This is a genomic window from Shuttleworthella sp. (genome assembly GCF_057251025.1).
In genome coordinates this window covers 16,499-30,759 of sequence record NZ_DBHIDN010000002.1, presented here as the reverse complement: position 1 = coordinate 30,759, position 14,261 = coordinate 16,499, and the positions used below count along the sequence as shown (strand labels likewise).

Annotated in this window: 12 protein-coding genes and 1 tRNA gene; 12 read left to right on the top strand and 1 reads right to left on the bottom strand. The window is 55.8% G+C overall.

What is annotated here, in order from left to right; genetic code table 11:
* Position 1: 1 nt before the first annotated feature.
* The 6 genes from whiA to ACO5R6_RS00765 all read left to right on the top strand — a co-directional run bounded on the left by whiA (position 2) and on the right by ACO5R6_RS00765 (position 6,665).
* A complete protein-coding gene (whiA, locus tag ACO5R6_RS00790; RefSeq protein WP_485625270.1) occupies positions 2-883 on the top strand; it encodes a DNA-binding protein WhiA in 882 nt (293 codons plus the stop codon).
* A 23-nt stretch (positions 884-906) separates the two neighbouring features.
* Positions 907-1,164: an HPr family phosphocarrier protein gene (locus ACO5R6_RS00785; RefSeq protein ID WP_485625269.1), complete on the top strand. Its 258-nt coding sequence runs from the start codon at positions 907-909 to the stop codon at positions 1,162-1,164.
* The gene (locus tag ACO5R6_RS00780; protein ID WP_485625268.1) at positions 1,148-2,056 is read left to right on the top strand and encodes a diacylglycerol/lipid kinase family protein; all 909 of its coding nucleotides are present in this window, start codon (positions 1,148-1,150) and stop codon (positions 2,054-2,056) included. The genes ACO5R6_RS00785 and ACO5R6_RS00780 overlap by 17 nt, the downstream gene beginning before the upstream one ends.
* Before the next feature lie 377 nt (positions 2,057-2,433).
* Complete coding sequence (locus ACO5R6_RS00775; RefSeq protein ID WP_485625267.1) at positions 2,434-3,333, top strand: glycosyltransferase family A protein; 900 nt, start codon at positions 2,434-2,436, stop codon at positions 3,331-3,333.
* Between the two features lie 179 nt (positions 3,334-3,512).
* Entirely contained in the window at positions 3,513-4,376 is an 864-nt protein-coding gene (gene fba, locus ACO5R6_RS00770) for a class II fructose-1,6-bisphosphate aldolase (RefSeq protein ID WP_485625266.1), read from the top strand.
* A 159-nt stretch (positions 4,377-4,535) separates the two neighbouring features.
* Positions 4,536-6,665: a glutamine synthetase III family protein gene (locus ACO5R6_RS00765; protein WP_485625265.1), complete on the top strand. Its 2,130-nt coding sequence runs from the start codon at positions 4,536-4,538 to the stop codon at positions 6,663-6,665.
* A gap of 122 nt (positions 6,666-6,787) precedes the next feature.
* Here ACO5R6_RS00765 and ACO5R6_RS00760 read toward each other — a convergent pair whose 3' ends face one another.
* Positions 6,788-9,388, bottom strand: a complete 2,601-nt coding sequence (locus ACO5R6_RS00760; protein WP_485625264.1) for a transglycosylase domain-containing protein — start codon at positions 9,386-9,388, stop codon at positions 6,788-6,790.
* Between the two features lie 105 nt (positions 9,389-9,493).
* On the opposite strand from ACO5R6_RS00760, the gene ACO5R6_RS00755 reads away from it, so the two are divergent.
* From ACO5R6_RS00755 to ACO5R6_RS00730, 6 genes are all read left to right on the top strand, one after another.
* The gene (locus ACO5R6_RS00755) at positions 9,494-10,141 is read left to right on the top strand and encodes a YigZ family protein (RefSeq protein ID WP_485625263.1); all 648 of its coding nucleotides are present in this window, start codon (positions 9,494-9,496) and stop codon (positions 10,139-10,141) included.
* 57 nt (positions 10,142-10,198) lie between these two features.
* Positions 10,199-10,270: transfer RNA gene (locus tag ACO5R6_RS00750), tRNA-Gln, on the top strand.
* 59 nt (positions 10,271-10,329) lie between these two features.
* Positions 10,330-10,947: a 5'-deoxynucleotidase gene (gene yfbR, locus ACO5R6_RS00745; RefSeq protein ID WP_485625262.1), complete on the top strand. Its 618-nt coding sequence runs from the start codon at positions 10,330-10,332 to the stop codon at positions 10,945-10,947.
* Position 10,948: 1 nt separating this feature from the next.
* Entirely contained in the window at positions 10,949-11,707 is a 759-nt protein-coding gene (locus tag ACO5R6_RS00740; RefSeq protein ID WP_485625261.1) for an acyl-[acyl-carrier-protein] thioesterase, read from the top strand.
* Positions 11,689-12,522: a CvfB family protein gene (locus tag ACO5R6_RS00735; RefSeq protein ID WP_485625260.1), complete on the top strand. Its 834-nt coding sequence runs from the start codon at positions 11,689-11,691 to the stop codon at positions 12,520-12,522. Before ACO5R6_RS00740 ends, ACO5R6_RS00735 begins: the two co-directional genes overlap by 19 nt.
* A 258-nt stretch (positions 12,523-12,780) precedes the next feature.
* On the top strand, positions 12,781-14,010 hold the full coding sequence (locus tag ACO5R6_RS00730; RefSeq protein WP_485625259.1) for a C40 family peptidase: 1,230 nt from the start codon (positions 12,781-12,783) through the stop codon (positions 14,008-14,010).
* Positions 14,011-14,261 lie beyond the last annotated feature (251 nt).

Below are 14,261 nucleotides of genomic sequence, written 5' to 3'. Positions count from 1 at the left end.
GATGTCTTTTTCATCCGAGACCAAGGAGGAACTGGCCCGCCACCTTCCAAGAGCCAGACATGACCGGATGGCCATGGCCGCCGCCATGCTCATGATGGGCGGACGGGTTCTGGTTAATGAAGATCAAGTAAGTCTGACATTTCTCTCAGAAAATGAAACAAGTCGTTCTATTTTCTTTACAATCCTGGCAAAACTCGCTAACATGAGGGATGGTGCAGATAAGATCAGCGGGCCGGACCTCCTGCAGCTTCTGACCCTGCTGAAGATGTATGACGGGCATGCGGTTTCTATGGAGACGGCAAACCCCCTCCTCTTTCAGCAGGACTGCTGCAAGAAGTATTTTCTTGCGGCCGCCTTCGTCTGCGCGGGTTCGGTCAGCGATCCGAGCAAGGCCTATCACTTTGAGATTGTCTGCAGGAGCAGGGCCAAGGCAGGACAGATCGCGGAGATCATGCGCTCCATAGGACTTGAGGCTAAGACCATCTCCCGCAAGGGACACTGGGTGATCTACCTGAAGGAGGGAGAGCAGATTGTCACGATTCTGGGCTATATGGGCGCGCCTCTGGCATATATGGCCTATGAGAACGCCCGCATTGTCAAGGAGATGCGCAATGACATCAACCGGCAGGTCAATTGCGAGACGGCCAATATTGAGAAGACAGTCCATGCCGCCGTTCGCCAGATTGAGGACATCCGCCTGATCCGGGACCGGATCGGGCTCTCTCATCTGCCACGGAACCTGCAGGAAATAGCCCTGATTCGTCTGGAATACCCGGATATGTCGCTCAAGGATCTGGGAGCTCTCTTGGATCCGCCGGTGGGGAAATCCGGGGTCAATCACAGACTGCGCCGTATCGGTGAAATCGCGGAGGGTCTGCGTTAAAGCACTTTAGAGGATGTGAGTATATGCGTAAGGAAGTAGTTGTATCAATACCACACAGCATGGAGGCGACACCGATTGCCCACCTCGTGCAGCTGGCCAATCAGTTCTCCAGCTCCATCTATTTTGAGATGGACGGAAATAAGAAGGTGAATGCCAAGTCCATTATGGGGATGATGAGTCTCGTCCTGACCAGCGGCGATCAGGTCACGATTGCCGCAGACGGAGACGATGAACTCGAGGCGGTTCAGCGCCTAGAGGATTTCCTTGCAGCCGGGGCATGAGAAAAGCGGCAAGAAGCTGCTCTTTATCTTCAATCCCCACTCCGGGAGAGGGCAGATCCGGGACAATCTGCCAGACATTGTCGATATTATGTGCAGAGCCGGCTATGAGGTCAGCATCTATGCGACCCAGTGCCCGGGAGACGCCGAGGTTAAGGCCTTTGCCGGGGGAGGAGAATTCGACCGGATTGTCTGTTCCGGCGGAGACGGAACCCTGGATGAGGTTGTATCCGGGATCATGCGGGGAGGCTATGAGATTCCGGTCGGATATATCCCGGCCGGAACCAGCAATGATTTCGCGGCCTCCTTAAGGCTCGCGCAGGACATGAAGGAGAATGCAGGGATTGCTGTCTCAGGGCACCCTTTTGCCTGTGATATCGGCAAATTCAATGACGGGTATTTCGTCTATGTGGCCGCTTTCGGTCTCTTTACGGGAGCCTCCTACCAGACCAGCCAGGAGTTGAAGAACATCTTCGGTCATGCGGCGTATGTCTTGGAGGGGATGCGGGAGCTGACGGATGTGCCGTCCTATTATATTCAGTTGGATTGCGACGGGAATCGGATCTTTGATGAGTTTATCTACGGCATGGTGACCAACGCTCTCTCTGTGGGGGGCTTTCGGGGACTGATCAATCGCCCGGTGGATCTGGATGACGGCAAGTTCGAGGTCAGCCTGATCCGACGGCCCAGGAATCCGCGAGAGCTGAATGAGATCATCGCATATCTGACCGGAAGACGGAAGCAATGTGATATGATTTACAGTCTCAAGAGCAGCCGGATTCGATTCTCCTGCGGCAGGCCCATTTCCTGGACTCTGGACGGAGAATTCGGCGGTCAGGTCAAGGAAGCTCTTGTGGAAAACATGCCGCAGGCCCTCAAGATCATCCTGCCATAGAAAATCTTTCCCAAGAAATTTTAAAAAGGCTATTGACAAATCAGTTAGCAACGTCTAACATATACATCAGTTAGGGAAACCTAACCATCCTGTTGGTTCCTTTATGTATCGAAATATCGTATGCCAACGATAAACTCCCATAAATCTAACCTGTTAGATACATAAGAGAACTCCTTTGTAACTTAATAGATGCAGAGAAAACCCTGTTCCGGTGATCCGGACAGGGTTTTCTCGTCTTGGAGGAGGGAAGGCCGGATGCTATACTGGGGATCGAAAGCGGCAGTTTAAGGGGCCTGTTTCAGCCGGAAGACGGCTACAGAAAAAAGACCCGGTCGGTCGGAAGAGATTCCGGGGAATAAGTTTATGAGGTGACATCGATGGCGGAGCCAGTTTTCTTGATTTTGATGCCGGTCAATCATGGAGCGGATTATATGGAGGATGCGATCCGGGACCTGCTGGACCAGACGTGGGGAGACTGGAAGCTCTGTATCATAGACCTGAGTTCCGAGGATGAGAGCCTTGGTATTGCAAGGGCCTGGAGCCGGAAATTCCCGGACCGGATTGCTGGCCTTTCTACGAGAAAATCAGAGCCGGCTTCAAGAGCGCCGGTTACAGAAGAGGATCTCTTCGCTATGGCAAGAGCTTGCTGGGCCAAGATGGGACCGGATCCGGAATTGGGACAGGGCCGGAGGCGGCCGGCTTACTTTCTCCTGCTGGAGCCCATGTATCGCTATGACGACCAGCTCCTGTCCTGTCTGGCGGACTCCATACGAAGGCAGAAGTCGGACCTGATTATCTATGGGATGGAGGAGGATTTTGTCGACGTAAGAGGAGAGGCGGCAGACTATGACATCCGGTCGATTGCGACCGCTTTCTACCGAGAGGAGGCAGGTCCCACAGACCTCAGGGAGGACCGGGCGATGGAACCGGATCCTCTCTACGAGGACAGGCTGTCCCCCAAAGCCAGAGGAGCCTATCGGGTCGGCCATCAGGACCCTGTCTATGGGGGACCGGAAGACCTGCGGGAGGTCATGGAGGAAGTGGAGGAGGAGGGCCTTTTGATCCCGGCCTCCAATAAGGCCTCTGCCATGGACTTCATAGAGAGAGAGGGGACCTGTCCCTTTTGTCTTGAGACAGAGGAGGAGATGGAAGAAGAGCTGACCCTGTCGGGAATCCGGACAAATGTGAAGCTGCTCGCGGCTGCCGGCACCCTCACGGTATTGGAAGATCCGCTCGCCCGGATCTATTTGGATGCGGCCCTGCTGGAGGAGGCATAGGTCTTCAAGCACTGAGATTCGGGGCGATTGACGGGAGAAATCGGTCGGACCATGCCGGAAATGAAACTTGCTAGATACAGGGCCATGTTTTATAATGCGGTTAGATGCGGCCGGTGTGAATTTCAGGCGGACCGCTGTTCGTTTCATGGTCATTGCGATAAGCAAGAACGGAGGAAATTATGATCGTATCAGCCAAGGAGATGCTTCAAAAAGCCGTTGCGGGCCACTATGCAGTACCTCAGTTCAACATCAATAACCTGGAGTGGACCAAATCGATTCTGACCGTCTGCGAGGAACTGAAGGTTCCCGTGATCTTAGGCGTATCCATGGGCGCGGGCAAGTACATGGGCGGATACAAGACGGTAGCCGCTATGGTCTATGCCATGCACGACTCCCTGGGGATTACGGTTCCGGTAGCCCTTCATTTGGACCACGGCAACTACGATGCCGCCTATGACTGCATCAAGGCGGGCTTTACATCCATCATGTTCGATGGATCCTCTCTTCCCTTTGAGGAGAACCTGGCCAAGGCAAAGGAGTTGGTCGCTGTCTCTCACAAGCTCGGTATCTCCATTGAGTGCGAAGTCGGCGGTATCGGCGGCGAGGAGGACGGCGTGATCTCTACCGGTGAGTGCGCGGATCCGGAGGAGTGCAAGATCATTGCCGACCTGGGCGTGGATATGCTGGCGGCAGGAATCGGTAATATTCACGGCGCCTATCCCGAGAACTGGGCAGGACTTCAGTTCCAGGTGCTCGAGGCCATCAAGGCGAAGACGGGCGACATGCCTCTGGTTCTCCACGGGGGATCCGGAATTCCCGATGATCAGGTTCGCAGGGCTGTGTCTATGGGCGTGGCCAAGGTCAACGTCAACTCTGAGTGCCAGTGGGCATTTGCCGACGCGACCCGCGAGTACATTGAGCAGGGCAAGGACAAGGTCGGCAAGGGCTTTGATCCCCGTAAGCTCCTGGCTCCCGGCGCTGAGGCCATCAAGAGAGTCTGCCGCGAGAGAAGTGAAGTCTTCGGCTGCGTAGGCAAGGCGTGAGATTTCCGTTGAAGAATGATTTCATGGCGCAATGGCGTGCCGCTGATTTATGATGCAAAGGGGCGTTCCGTACATTTTTCGGAATGGCCCTTTTTGCGAGTGTATCAGCCGCAATCCAGTGCTGATACGAGGGATGTCAGTCCGACAGGAGGATAAGGCATGGACAAGAAAGAGACGACATACTGCAGTGTCACAGATATATTCGGAGAGAATGTATTCAATGACACTGTGATGCGTGAGCGCCTTCCCAAGAAGACTTACCAGAAGCTCAAGCAAACCATCCGGGAGGGAAGGGACCTTGATATTGAGACCGCGGACGTAGTAGCCCATGAGATGAAGGAGTGGGCGATCGAGAAGGGGGCGACCCATTACACCCACTGGTTCCAGCCCTTAAACGGGGTCAGCGCGGAGAAGCACGATTCCTTCATCACGGCCCCCATGCCCGATGGCAGGGTCCTCATGTCCTTCTCTGGCAAGGAACTGATCAAGGGAGAGCCGGACGCCTCCTCATTCCCCTCCGGGGGTCTGCGGGCTACCTTCGAGGCGAGGGGTTATACGGCCTGGGACTGCACCTCCAATGCCTTTGTCCGTCAGGATGCGGCAGGGGCGACCCTCTGTATTCCAACGGCTTTCTGCGCATATACAGGGGAGGCGCTTGATCAGAAGACGCCCCTCCTTCGTTCCATGGAGGCCATCAGTGAACAGACCATCCGCCTCCTTCGGCTCCTGGGCAACAATACTTCCAAGAAGGCCATCCCCTCTGTGGGCGCAGAGCAGGAGTACTTTCTCGTGGACCGGGACAACTACTTAAAGCGCAAGGATCTGATCTACACCGGCCGCACCCTCTTCGGAGCCATGCCTCCCAAGGGTCAGGAGATGGATGACCATTATTTCGGGGCGATTCCGGAGCGAATTGAGTCTTTCATGAAGGACGTCAATGAGGAGCTCTGGAAGCTGGGAGTTCCATCCAAGACCCAGCACAATGAAGTCGCTCCCGCCCAGCATGAATTGGCCCCGATCTATGGGGAGTGCAATGTGGCCGTCGACCAGAATCACCTGGTCATGGAGACCTTGAAGAAGGTTGCAATCCGGCATAATTTACAGTGCCTTCTTCATGAGAAACCCTTCGCCGGCGTCAACGGATCCGGCAAGCACAACAACTGGTCTCTGGTGACAGATGACGGGATCAACCTGATCGACCCGGGCAAGCGGCCTCATGAGAATACGCTCTTCCTCCTGACCCTGGCCTGCATTCTGGCGGCAGTGGACAAACACGCAGACCTCCTCCGGGAGTCTGCGGCCGATATCGGCAATGATCAGCGCCTGGGAGGCAATGAGGCCCCCCCTTGTGTGATTTCTGTCTTCCTGGGCGACCAGCTGGCGGATGTGATGGAGCAGGTCCTGGCTACAGGAGAGGCCACCCACTCCAAGAAGAGAACGAAAATGCAGACCGGGGTCAAGTCGATTCCCGATTTCGCCAAAGATGCGACGGACCGCAACCGGACCTCCCCCTTTGCCTTCACCGGGAACAAGTTCGAGTTCCGTATGTGCGGCTCGCAGGACTCCATCGGAGAGGCCAATGTGGTTTTGAACACCATCGTCGCGGAGCAGTTTGCGGACGTCTGCGACCGGCTGGAAGAGGCCACCGACAGGAATGCCGCAGTTCAGAAGATCATCAAGGACCTGATGACAGAACATCAGAGGATCGTCTTCGACGGGAACGGCTATTCCGAAGAATGGCGGCAGGAGGCTGCCCGCCGCGGTCTGGCGGATATTACTTCCATGGTCGACGCAATTCCTGCCCTGGCGAGTGAGACAACCGTGGCCCTCTTTGAGCGCTTTCATGTATTCACCCGGGAGGAATTAAAGAGTCGGGTGGAAATTGAGTATGACCAGTACGCGAAGGAGATCAACATCGAGGCGAAGACGATGGTTGACGTCGCATCCAAATCCATCGTTCCGGCGGTCATCCGCTATTCGACCAGGCTGGCAGACTCGATCAATCAGGTCTCCTCTGCCTGTGCAGAGGCGGACACTTCCGTGCAGTGCAAGATTCTAAAGGATAGCTCCAGACTTCTGGTCAAGACCCAGAAGGCGCTAAAGAATCTGGAGGAGGCCATCGGAGAGGCCAACCGGCAGAAGGGAAGCGAGAAGCGGGCCAGGTATTTCCATGAGACAGTCATGGCCAGGATGGATGCCCTGCGCCAGCCTGTGGATGAACTGGAGATGATTGTAGACAAGGACCTCTGGCCCATGCCCTCTTACGGAGATCTGATCTTCGAAGTATAAGCCGCGGGCCCGGCCGCAGGGCCGAGCATCATCAGAAATAAGGACAGAGAGATCCCCCTCTTGGGTCGCCGTGAATTGAAAAGGGCCCAAGAGGGGGATCTCTGTCGAGCAAGTGATATGACCTATTCATGGTCTGCCGTCCCGTCAGAGGGAGGGGAGGATGATCCTTCTTCTTGTCTCTCCTCTTCCGGCCGCTTGGGCATCTCAAATCGGAACTTGGGAGAGGGGGCAGTCCTATTGATGGCTGCAGAGGAGACGGAGTAGGGGGCATCCGGTGTATGCGCGGAGCCATCCTTGATGAAGATGCCGCTGACAATCTGGTCGGCGGGCGTCCCGGGTGCCGCAATCTGGCCGGTTCGAATATCAATGTCGATCTTGACGTGGCGGTCACAGGTCTCGGTCGGTACGGTTCCCTTGGCAAAGTACTCCTTTACGACTTTGCTTCCCCTGGGGTCGGCATGGCAGAGCCCGGGGATCGGAAGCTTGCCGGAGACGGAGCAGACGGACGCCTGCTCAATATCCCCGGGCATCTCAAAGGCCCGGTCGGCCTTGCCCTCGTGAATCCGTTTTACGATTTTTCTCCAGATCACCTTGCTGTATGCGGAGGAAGTCTGGGGGGAGTTGTCGTCGTAGCCGCCCCAGAGTCCGACGGTATAGTAGCCGGAGTAACCCTCCATGATATAGTCTCTCTCGTCATTGGTGGTACCGGTCTTACCGGCCAGGGTGATTCCCCTGACATTGGCGTCTGTGCCGGTGCCTCTTGTCATGACGTCCTGCATGGCGCTGGTCAGAAGCCAGGCGGTAGATGGCTTGATGACCTCCCGGGGAGAGGCCTCCTCCTGAGACAGGAGAAGCTTGCCGTCGTGGTCCAGGACCTTGGTGTAGAAGTGGGGCCGGTTGTAGGAACCCTTGTTGGCGATGGCGGCGTAGGCGGCAGTCAGCTCCGTATTGGTGACGCCGTAGGTGAGGCCGCCGATGGCGAGGGCCTGGGTATTGTCTTGGTCTGAGATCGTAGTGAAGCCGAACTTCTTGACGTATTGGAAGCCCAGATCCGTGCCGATGGCGGTCAGGGCCTTGACGGTCACGATGTTGACCGACTGGACGATCGCCTGGCGGTAGCTGGTCAGACCCCGGTAGGTCCGGTCGGCATTCTGCAGGGAGGCGCCGTTCTTGTACTTATAGGGGGCGTCGTCCTGCACCGTGGCCAGAGTCTGACCGGCGGCATCCAGAGCCGGGGCGAAGGCGGCGAGAATCTTGAAGGTAGAACCGGGCTGACGGGTGACCTTATAGGCGCGATTTAGGGTCTTGCTGGCCGTCTTGTCACCGCGGCCGCCCACCAGGGCCAGGACCCTCCCGTCCGACTGATCCATGATGGTGACGGCGACCTGGGGCTGGAGGGTGAAGGTCAGCTTTTCGTTTCCATCAGCTATGCTGTCGCCCTCCTCCATGATGTCCCTCTTGTACTGATCGATGGCTGCCTGGGCCGCCTCCTTGCTTGCAAATTGCAGGCTGTAGTTGGGATTCGCGGACCGGTAGTAGGAGAGCATGGTTTGATCGGAGAAGTTGCGGGTGGTCTTGTCCGCCCTGGTCACTGTCAGGCGGTAGGAGAAGGAGTACTTGGGCTTGCCGGCATAGTTTGAGCTGTCATTGACCTCCTCATCAGCGATCTTCTGAATGGAGGCGTCCTGGGTAGAGTAAATGGTCAGCCCTCCGCTGTAGAGCAGCTTGTAGGCATCGGCTTCGGAGTAGTTGGCCTGGTTCATCAGGTCCTGGATCACCTGGTCGGTCAGGGCATCCGTGAAATAAGAACTGACATTATTGGCTGCCGTGGCTGAGGCATTGTTATCAGCGATGCGGGTGTAGACATTGTCCGTGTCTGCGATGGCCTCCTTATAGGCCTCATTATCAATGAAATGATCCTTGAGCATGTAGTCCAGGACCCGCTTGCGGCGAACGGCGTTTTGCTCGGGATTTGAGATGGGATTATAGCGGGTGGGGTTCTGTGTCGTTGCTGCGAGGACTGCGCTCTCAGACAGGTTCAAGTCAGAGACGGATTTGCCGAAGTAGCGCCGACTCGCCGCCTCGACACCAAGGGTGTTCTGTCCCAGATTGATGGTGTTCAGGTAGTTCTCCAGGATGGTGTTCTTGTCCCGGACCTGTTCGATTCTGGTCGCAAGGACCTGCTCCTGGATTTTCCGGTCCAGCTTGTCCTTGAAGGAACGCTCCGCGGTCCAGCCGGTGAAATAGTTGTTCTTCAAGAGCTGCTGGGTAATGGTGGAGGCGCCCTGTCTTCTTGACCCTCCGGAGAGGATTCCTGTGACAAGAGCGCGCAAGAGCCCCTGGAAATCTACACCGTGGTGGCTGTAGAAGCGCTCATCTTCAATGGCAATGACCGCCTTTTGAACGGAGTCGGGGATCTTGTCCAATGTCACATAGGTGCGGTTGGCACCGGAGGCAGCCAGACTGTCAATTTCCCGCCCCTCCTGGTCCACGATTACAGATTTAAAGCCACTGGGGCTGATGTTGACAGAACTCGCGTCGGGCAGCTTGCGGATCAGATTTCTAATGTAGAGAGCGCTGCCGATGCCGGCAATCAGGAGGAAAATAAGAAAGCTGATCAGGATGGTGCGGCCGAAGACCAGGAGAAAGTGATGGGCGGCACGGCCCTTCTTCTCAGAGATCTGTTGGATTCGCGCGGGTGTCTCTTTCTTGCCATAATTCATGGGGTCACCTCATGGGGAGGGAGACGCCTTGTCAGCCGATACCCCCCCTGTTATGATAAATCGAGTTCACAAGTAGTTCTATTATATCAGAAAGAAAATGATCTTATGAAGCTGATTTACAGGGGCGGGCAGGCAGAAATCGAGCGGAAGAAGTCGCGCTTTATCGCCCATGTGGCGCCGGCGGCATCTGCAGAGGAGGCACAGGCCTTCATTGCAGAGACCAAGAAAAAATATTGGGATGCCAGACATAACTGTTCTGCCTATGTCATCGGAGATCAGAATCCCCTGATGCACTGCTCCGATGACGGAGAGCCGGCTCAGACGGCAGGGCGGCCCATGCTGGATCTGATCCTGGCCGAAGAGGTATCCAACGTATGCCTGGTTGTAACTCGCTACTTCGGGGGGACCCTGCTCGGCACCGGCGGCCTGGTGCGTGCCTATACGGATGCCGCAAGAGCGGGATTAAGGGCCAGTCGCCTTATGGAGAAGCGGCAGGGGATCCCCCTAGCGCTGATTCTCGACTACAGCAGCTATGGAAAACTCAGCCACCTGCTTGCAGAGCGAAATCTTCCGGTCCTGTCTGAGACCTTCGCTTGTGACGTAGAGCTGGAGCTTCTGGTGGATCCGGATTCCTTAGCGGATCTGGAGGAGAAAATCCTGGATATCACCGTCGGACGGGCCGGAATGAAAAGGGGAGATCTCATAAGTTATGGCCTCGTCGATGGGACATTGGTTTTTCCTAAAAACACTTGACTTCTTTGGGCCTCTTCGGTAACATATCCATTGTTGAGTTTCCAAGAGCTCAGATATTGGCCCATAGCCAAACGGTAAGGCAGCGGACTCTGACTCCGTCATTTCAAGGTTCGAATCCTTGTGGGCCAGCTTTATGTAAGACCTCGTCGATCTGCATCGGCGAGGTCTTTTCGCTAGAGGAGGATCCAATGGAAGCAGAGAAGACACAATCCCACTTTTTCGCGACTTTATCCCGGATGAAGTACATTGATCGCTGGGCTCTGATGCGAAATGCCCGGGAGGAGACCTTAAGTGAACACAGCCTGGATGTCGCGATCATCGCGCATGCACTCTGCATCCTGGCCAACCGCCGTCACGGCCACAGGACAGATGCCCAAAAGGCGGCCCTGCTAGGCCTCTATCATGACGCCTCAGAGATCATCACCGGAGATATGCCGACCCCGGTTAAGTATGGGGATGAACGGATTTTGGACGCATACAAGGATGTGGAGGCCCGAGCCGAGCGCAGGCTCTTAGACCTTCTCCCTGAGGATCTGCGGGAAGACTATGAGGACCTCTTCTTTGGAGCCGGCGACGGGGAGGAGGCCTATATGCGCGGCCTGGTCAAGGCGGCGGACAAGCTCTCCGCCCTGATCAAGTGCATCGAGGAGGAGGAGGCCGGAAATCGGGAGTTCCGGACCGCCAGGGAGTCCGTCCGGGCTGCCGTGGACAGATATGCAGCCAGGTATCCGGAAGTGGCGGACTTCGTGGACATCTTCCTCCCCTCTTACGGGAAGACGCTGGATCAGCTTCTGGGGAGAGAATGATATGTATGAGATGAGCACCAGAGTTCGCTATTCACAGGTGGACGGGGAGGGCTATCTGACCTTGCCGGCCCTCTTTGATCTCCTGCAGGACGTGGCTACCTTCCACTCCCAGGACCTGGGCTACGACATCCGCTATCTGAAGGAGGTTGGCTGCGGCTGGTTCGTCACAGATTATCAGCTGGCGCTTGAGAAGGATACTCCCTATATCGGGGATCATCTGCGCCTGCAGACCTGGGGCTATCGCTTTCGGGGGATGTTCGGAATGCGCAACATGCTGGTTCTGCGGGAGGACGGCAGTATCTATGCCAGGGTCAACAGCATCTGGGTCTATATGGATCTGCGCCGCATGCTTCCGGCCCGGATCCCGGACCGGATGATTGCCGACTATGGCCTGGAACCGGCTCTGGATTATCCCTGGCCGGCCCGAAAGATCAAGCCGCTGGAAGATTTTACCGAGTGCGCCGCATTTACGGTGACCGCCCTGCAGTTAGACAGCAATGGCCATATGAATAACACGCATTTTGTGGCGGCTGCCTGGAAACAGCTCCCGGAGGGCTTTGAACCGGGGCTGATTCGGGTGGAATATAAGAAGCAGGCCATGCTTGGAGACCGGCTCCGGATGAAGATGAGCTGTGTCCCCGGGCGGGATGGAGGAGAAGACCGGATCCAGGTGGTCATGACATCTCATCAGGGAGATGTCTGCTGCCTCCTGGAATTTGACCGCAGAAAGGATGAAGACAGATGCAATTGGGAAGGATAAACCGGCTGGTCCTGGCGAAAGAGGTGGATTTCGGAGTCTATCTTGCCGAGAGCACCAAGAGCGATGAGCGGGTCCTCCTGCCAAAGAAGCAGGTCCCGGCCGGCGCAAAGATCGGAGATCAACTGGATGTTTTCCTATATAAAGATTCCGACGACCGCCTGATTGCGACGATGGCGAGGCCTCTTGCGATGGTAGACCGGTATGCCGCCATGGAGGTCAGAGAAGTGACCGGGATCGGGGCCTTTCTGAACTGGGGCCTGGAGAAGGACCTCCTCCTTCCATACCGGCAGATGCTCGGCCGGGTGGAAAAGGGGGATCAGATCCTTGCCCGGGTCTATGTGGATAAGTCTGAACGCCTGGCAGCCTCCATGAAAGGCCTCTACCGGATGCTGCGCACCGATGCCCCCTATCAGGTCGGGGATGAGGTAACCGCCCGGGTCTATGAGTTCGGCCATGACTTCGGAACATTTGTCGCAGTGGATGATCTCTACTCGGCAATGATTCCCCGCCATGAGGACACCCGGCAGCTTCGGATCGGCGACCGGGTCCCCTGCCGGGTGACCGGGATTAAGGAAGACGGCAAATTAGATGTCTCCATCCGCGGCAAGTCCTACCAGGTGATTGACAAAGACGCAGAGGCTGTCCTGCAGCTGATCGAGGCCTATGCAGGTGTCTTGCCCTTCAGCGAGAAGGCATCTTCGGAGGTGATCCGCCGGGAGACGGGCCTGTCGAAAAATGCCTTCAAGCGGGCGATCGGACACCTTTATAAAGAAGGGAGAATCAGCTTGGAAGGCGGGAAGATTCGGAAAATCTAGAGAAATGTAACAAATAATTCATTGCTTTTTCACAAGAACAAAAGGGCGGTCTTATGAGAAAGCAAGAGAGAAAAATTCTGGAAAAGTGCTTAAAACGCCGAATTTCCGCCGAGTCAATGGGATTGCTCCAAGAGAGAGAAAGGGGCTTGACAGGGTAAAAGCTGCCTCTTATAATAAGGCATGTGCGTAATATAAATGTAACATTTATAGCATTTCAGGAAGCATCAGAAGATGATGGTCTAAAGTGAGGTTATACAGATGAATGCAAATCGCAAGACGGTGAAGACGATGGCAATTGTTGCCGCAGGATCCGCAATTGTTGCCGGCGCAGGGATCAACTCTCAGGCGGCAACGCTGCAGGACACGTCCGTAGATCGGGCTATGGAGGCGAGCAAGGAGTCCAATGAGGGCAATCTGTCCGGGGTATCTTCATCTTTGGCCAATATTCTTTCTACATCTACAGAGGCTACGGTCAGCAACAACAAGACCGATATGGTAGCGGGCTCCGCAGTCAACAAGACGCTCTATGCCAAGGTCGGCGTTGCTCACACGGATTCAGCTATCAATGTCAGAGAGAGCGCAGACGACAACGCCCGTCTGGTCGGCTATCTCTATGACAACAATGCCATGACGGTCGATTCTGAGGAGAACGGCTGGCTTCACATCAGTTCCGGAGACGTGAACGGTTATGTGAGAACCGACGGGATTACCGTTGGAGACGAGCAGACCTGTAAGAATGCGCAGACAACCGATGTCAAGGTCAGAGAGACAGGCCTTCGCCTTCGGGCTGACGCAAGCCTTGATTCGGAGATCCTGACCGGATTTGCCAAGGACACCGTCCTGACCGGGGTCGATCTCTCCAAGCGGGCAGAGGGCTGGGTCAAAGTCCGCGCCAAGGTGAATGGGCAGGATACCGAGGGATTCGTGTCGAATGACTATGTCGATGTCGATACCCATTACAACTATGGAGAGACGGTGGATGCCGTTGTTGCCAGACAGAAGGCAGAGCAGGAAGCAGCGCAGAAGGCTGCCGAGGCAGAGGCCAGAAGAACTGCGTACAGGAGAGGAAACAGACAGAGAACAGCAAGTCAGGGGACTGCGGCAAGCGAGAACCAGGCAGCTGTCTCCACCGCCTCCGAGGCATCCGCCAGCGGATCCGCGGTTGTCTCCTACGCGGCACAGTTTGTCGGGAACCCCTATGTATGGGGGGGAAGCAGCCTGACCTCCGGCACAGACTGCTCCGGCTTCGTCCTCTCTGTTTATAAGCATTTCGGAGTCAGCCTTCCTCATTCTTCCGCGGCAGACAGGAGTGTGGGACGGGCCGTGTCCAAGTCCGATATGCAGGTGGGCGATATCGTGTGCTACAGCGGTCATGTCGGCATCTATGCCGGCGGCGGCAAGATTATCAATGCCTTGAATCCCAGCAAGGGAATTACTTACACCAATGTGAACTATGCGCCGATTCTGGCTGTTCGCCGCGTATTGTAAGAGAAGTTTTTCCGGGGGCTGTGAAGGATGTGGGTGCAGCTGCCTCATAGCGCAGATACAGGTTTGATGTAGATGCGACATGAGACAGCCGGCATCTGTCTATTTCACAGCCCCCTTTTTTCTTTGCCCAAAGAGGCGGATCGTTAAGAGCCAAAGATCCGAAAAAAGATCCGAAAGCCCGCAGGAATGTCCCCTGCCGGGGAGGGCAATTCAGGACAAAAAGGAGGTCTTCCCGGCAAAAGTCGAGTGCG

Excerpts from the sequence above, each read along its gene's own strand:
- whiA (WP_485625270.1), top strand. The coding sequence starts at position 2 with ATGTCTTTTTCATCCGAGACCAAGGAGGAACTGGCCCGCCACCTTCCA.
- ACO5R6_RS00785 (WP_485625269.1), top strand. The coding sequence starts at position 907 with ATGCGTAAGGAAGTAGTTGTATCAATACCACACAGCATGGAGGCGACA.
- ACO5R6_RS00775 (WP_485625267.1), top strand. The coding sequence starts at position 2,434 with ATGGCGGAGCCAGTTTTCTTGATTTTGATGCCGGTCAATCATGGAGCG.
- fba (WP_485625266.1), top strand. The coding sequence starts at position 3,513 with ATGATCGTATCAGCCAAGGAGATGCTTCAAAAAGCCGTTGCGGGCCAC.
- ACO5R6_RS00765 (WP_485625265.1), top strand. The coding sequence starts at position 4,536 with ATGGACAAGAAAGAGACGACATACTGCAGTGTCACAGATATATTCGGA.
- ACO5R6_RS00760 (WP_485625264.1), bottom strand. The coding sequence starts at position 9,388 with ATGAATTATGGCAAGAAAGAGACACCCGCGCGAATCCAACAGATCTCT.
- ACO5R6_RS00755 (WP_485625263.1), top strand. The coding sequence starts at position 9,494 with ATGAAGCTGATTTACAGGGGCGGGCAGGCAGAAATCGAGCGGAAGAAG.
- yfbR (WP_485625262.1), top strand. The coding sequence starts at position 10,330 with ATGGAAGCAGAGAAGACACAATCCCACTTTTTCGCGACTTTATCCCGG.
- ACO5R6_RS00740 (WP_485625261.1), top strand. The coding sequence starts at position 10,949 with ATGTATGAGATGAGCACCAGAGTTCGCTATTCACAGGTGGACGGGGAG.
- ACO5R6_RS00735 (WP_485625260.1), top strand. The coding sequence starts at position 11,689 with ATGCAATTGGGAAGGATAAACCGGCTGGTCCTGGCGAAAGAGGTGGAT.
- ACO5R6_RS00730 (WP_485625259.1), top strand. The coding sequence starts at position 12,781 with ATGAATGCAAATCGCAAGACGGTGAAGACGATGGCAATTGTTGCCGCA.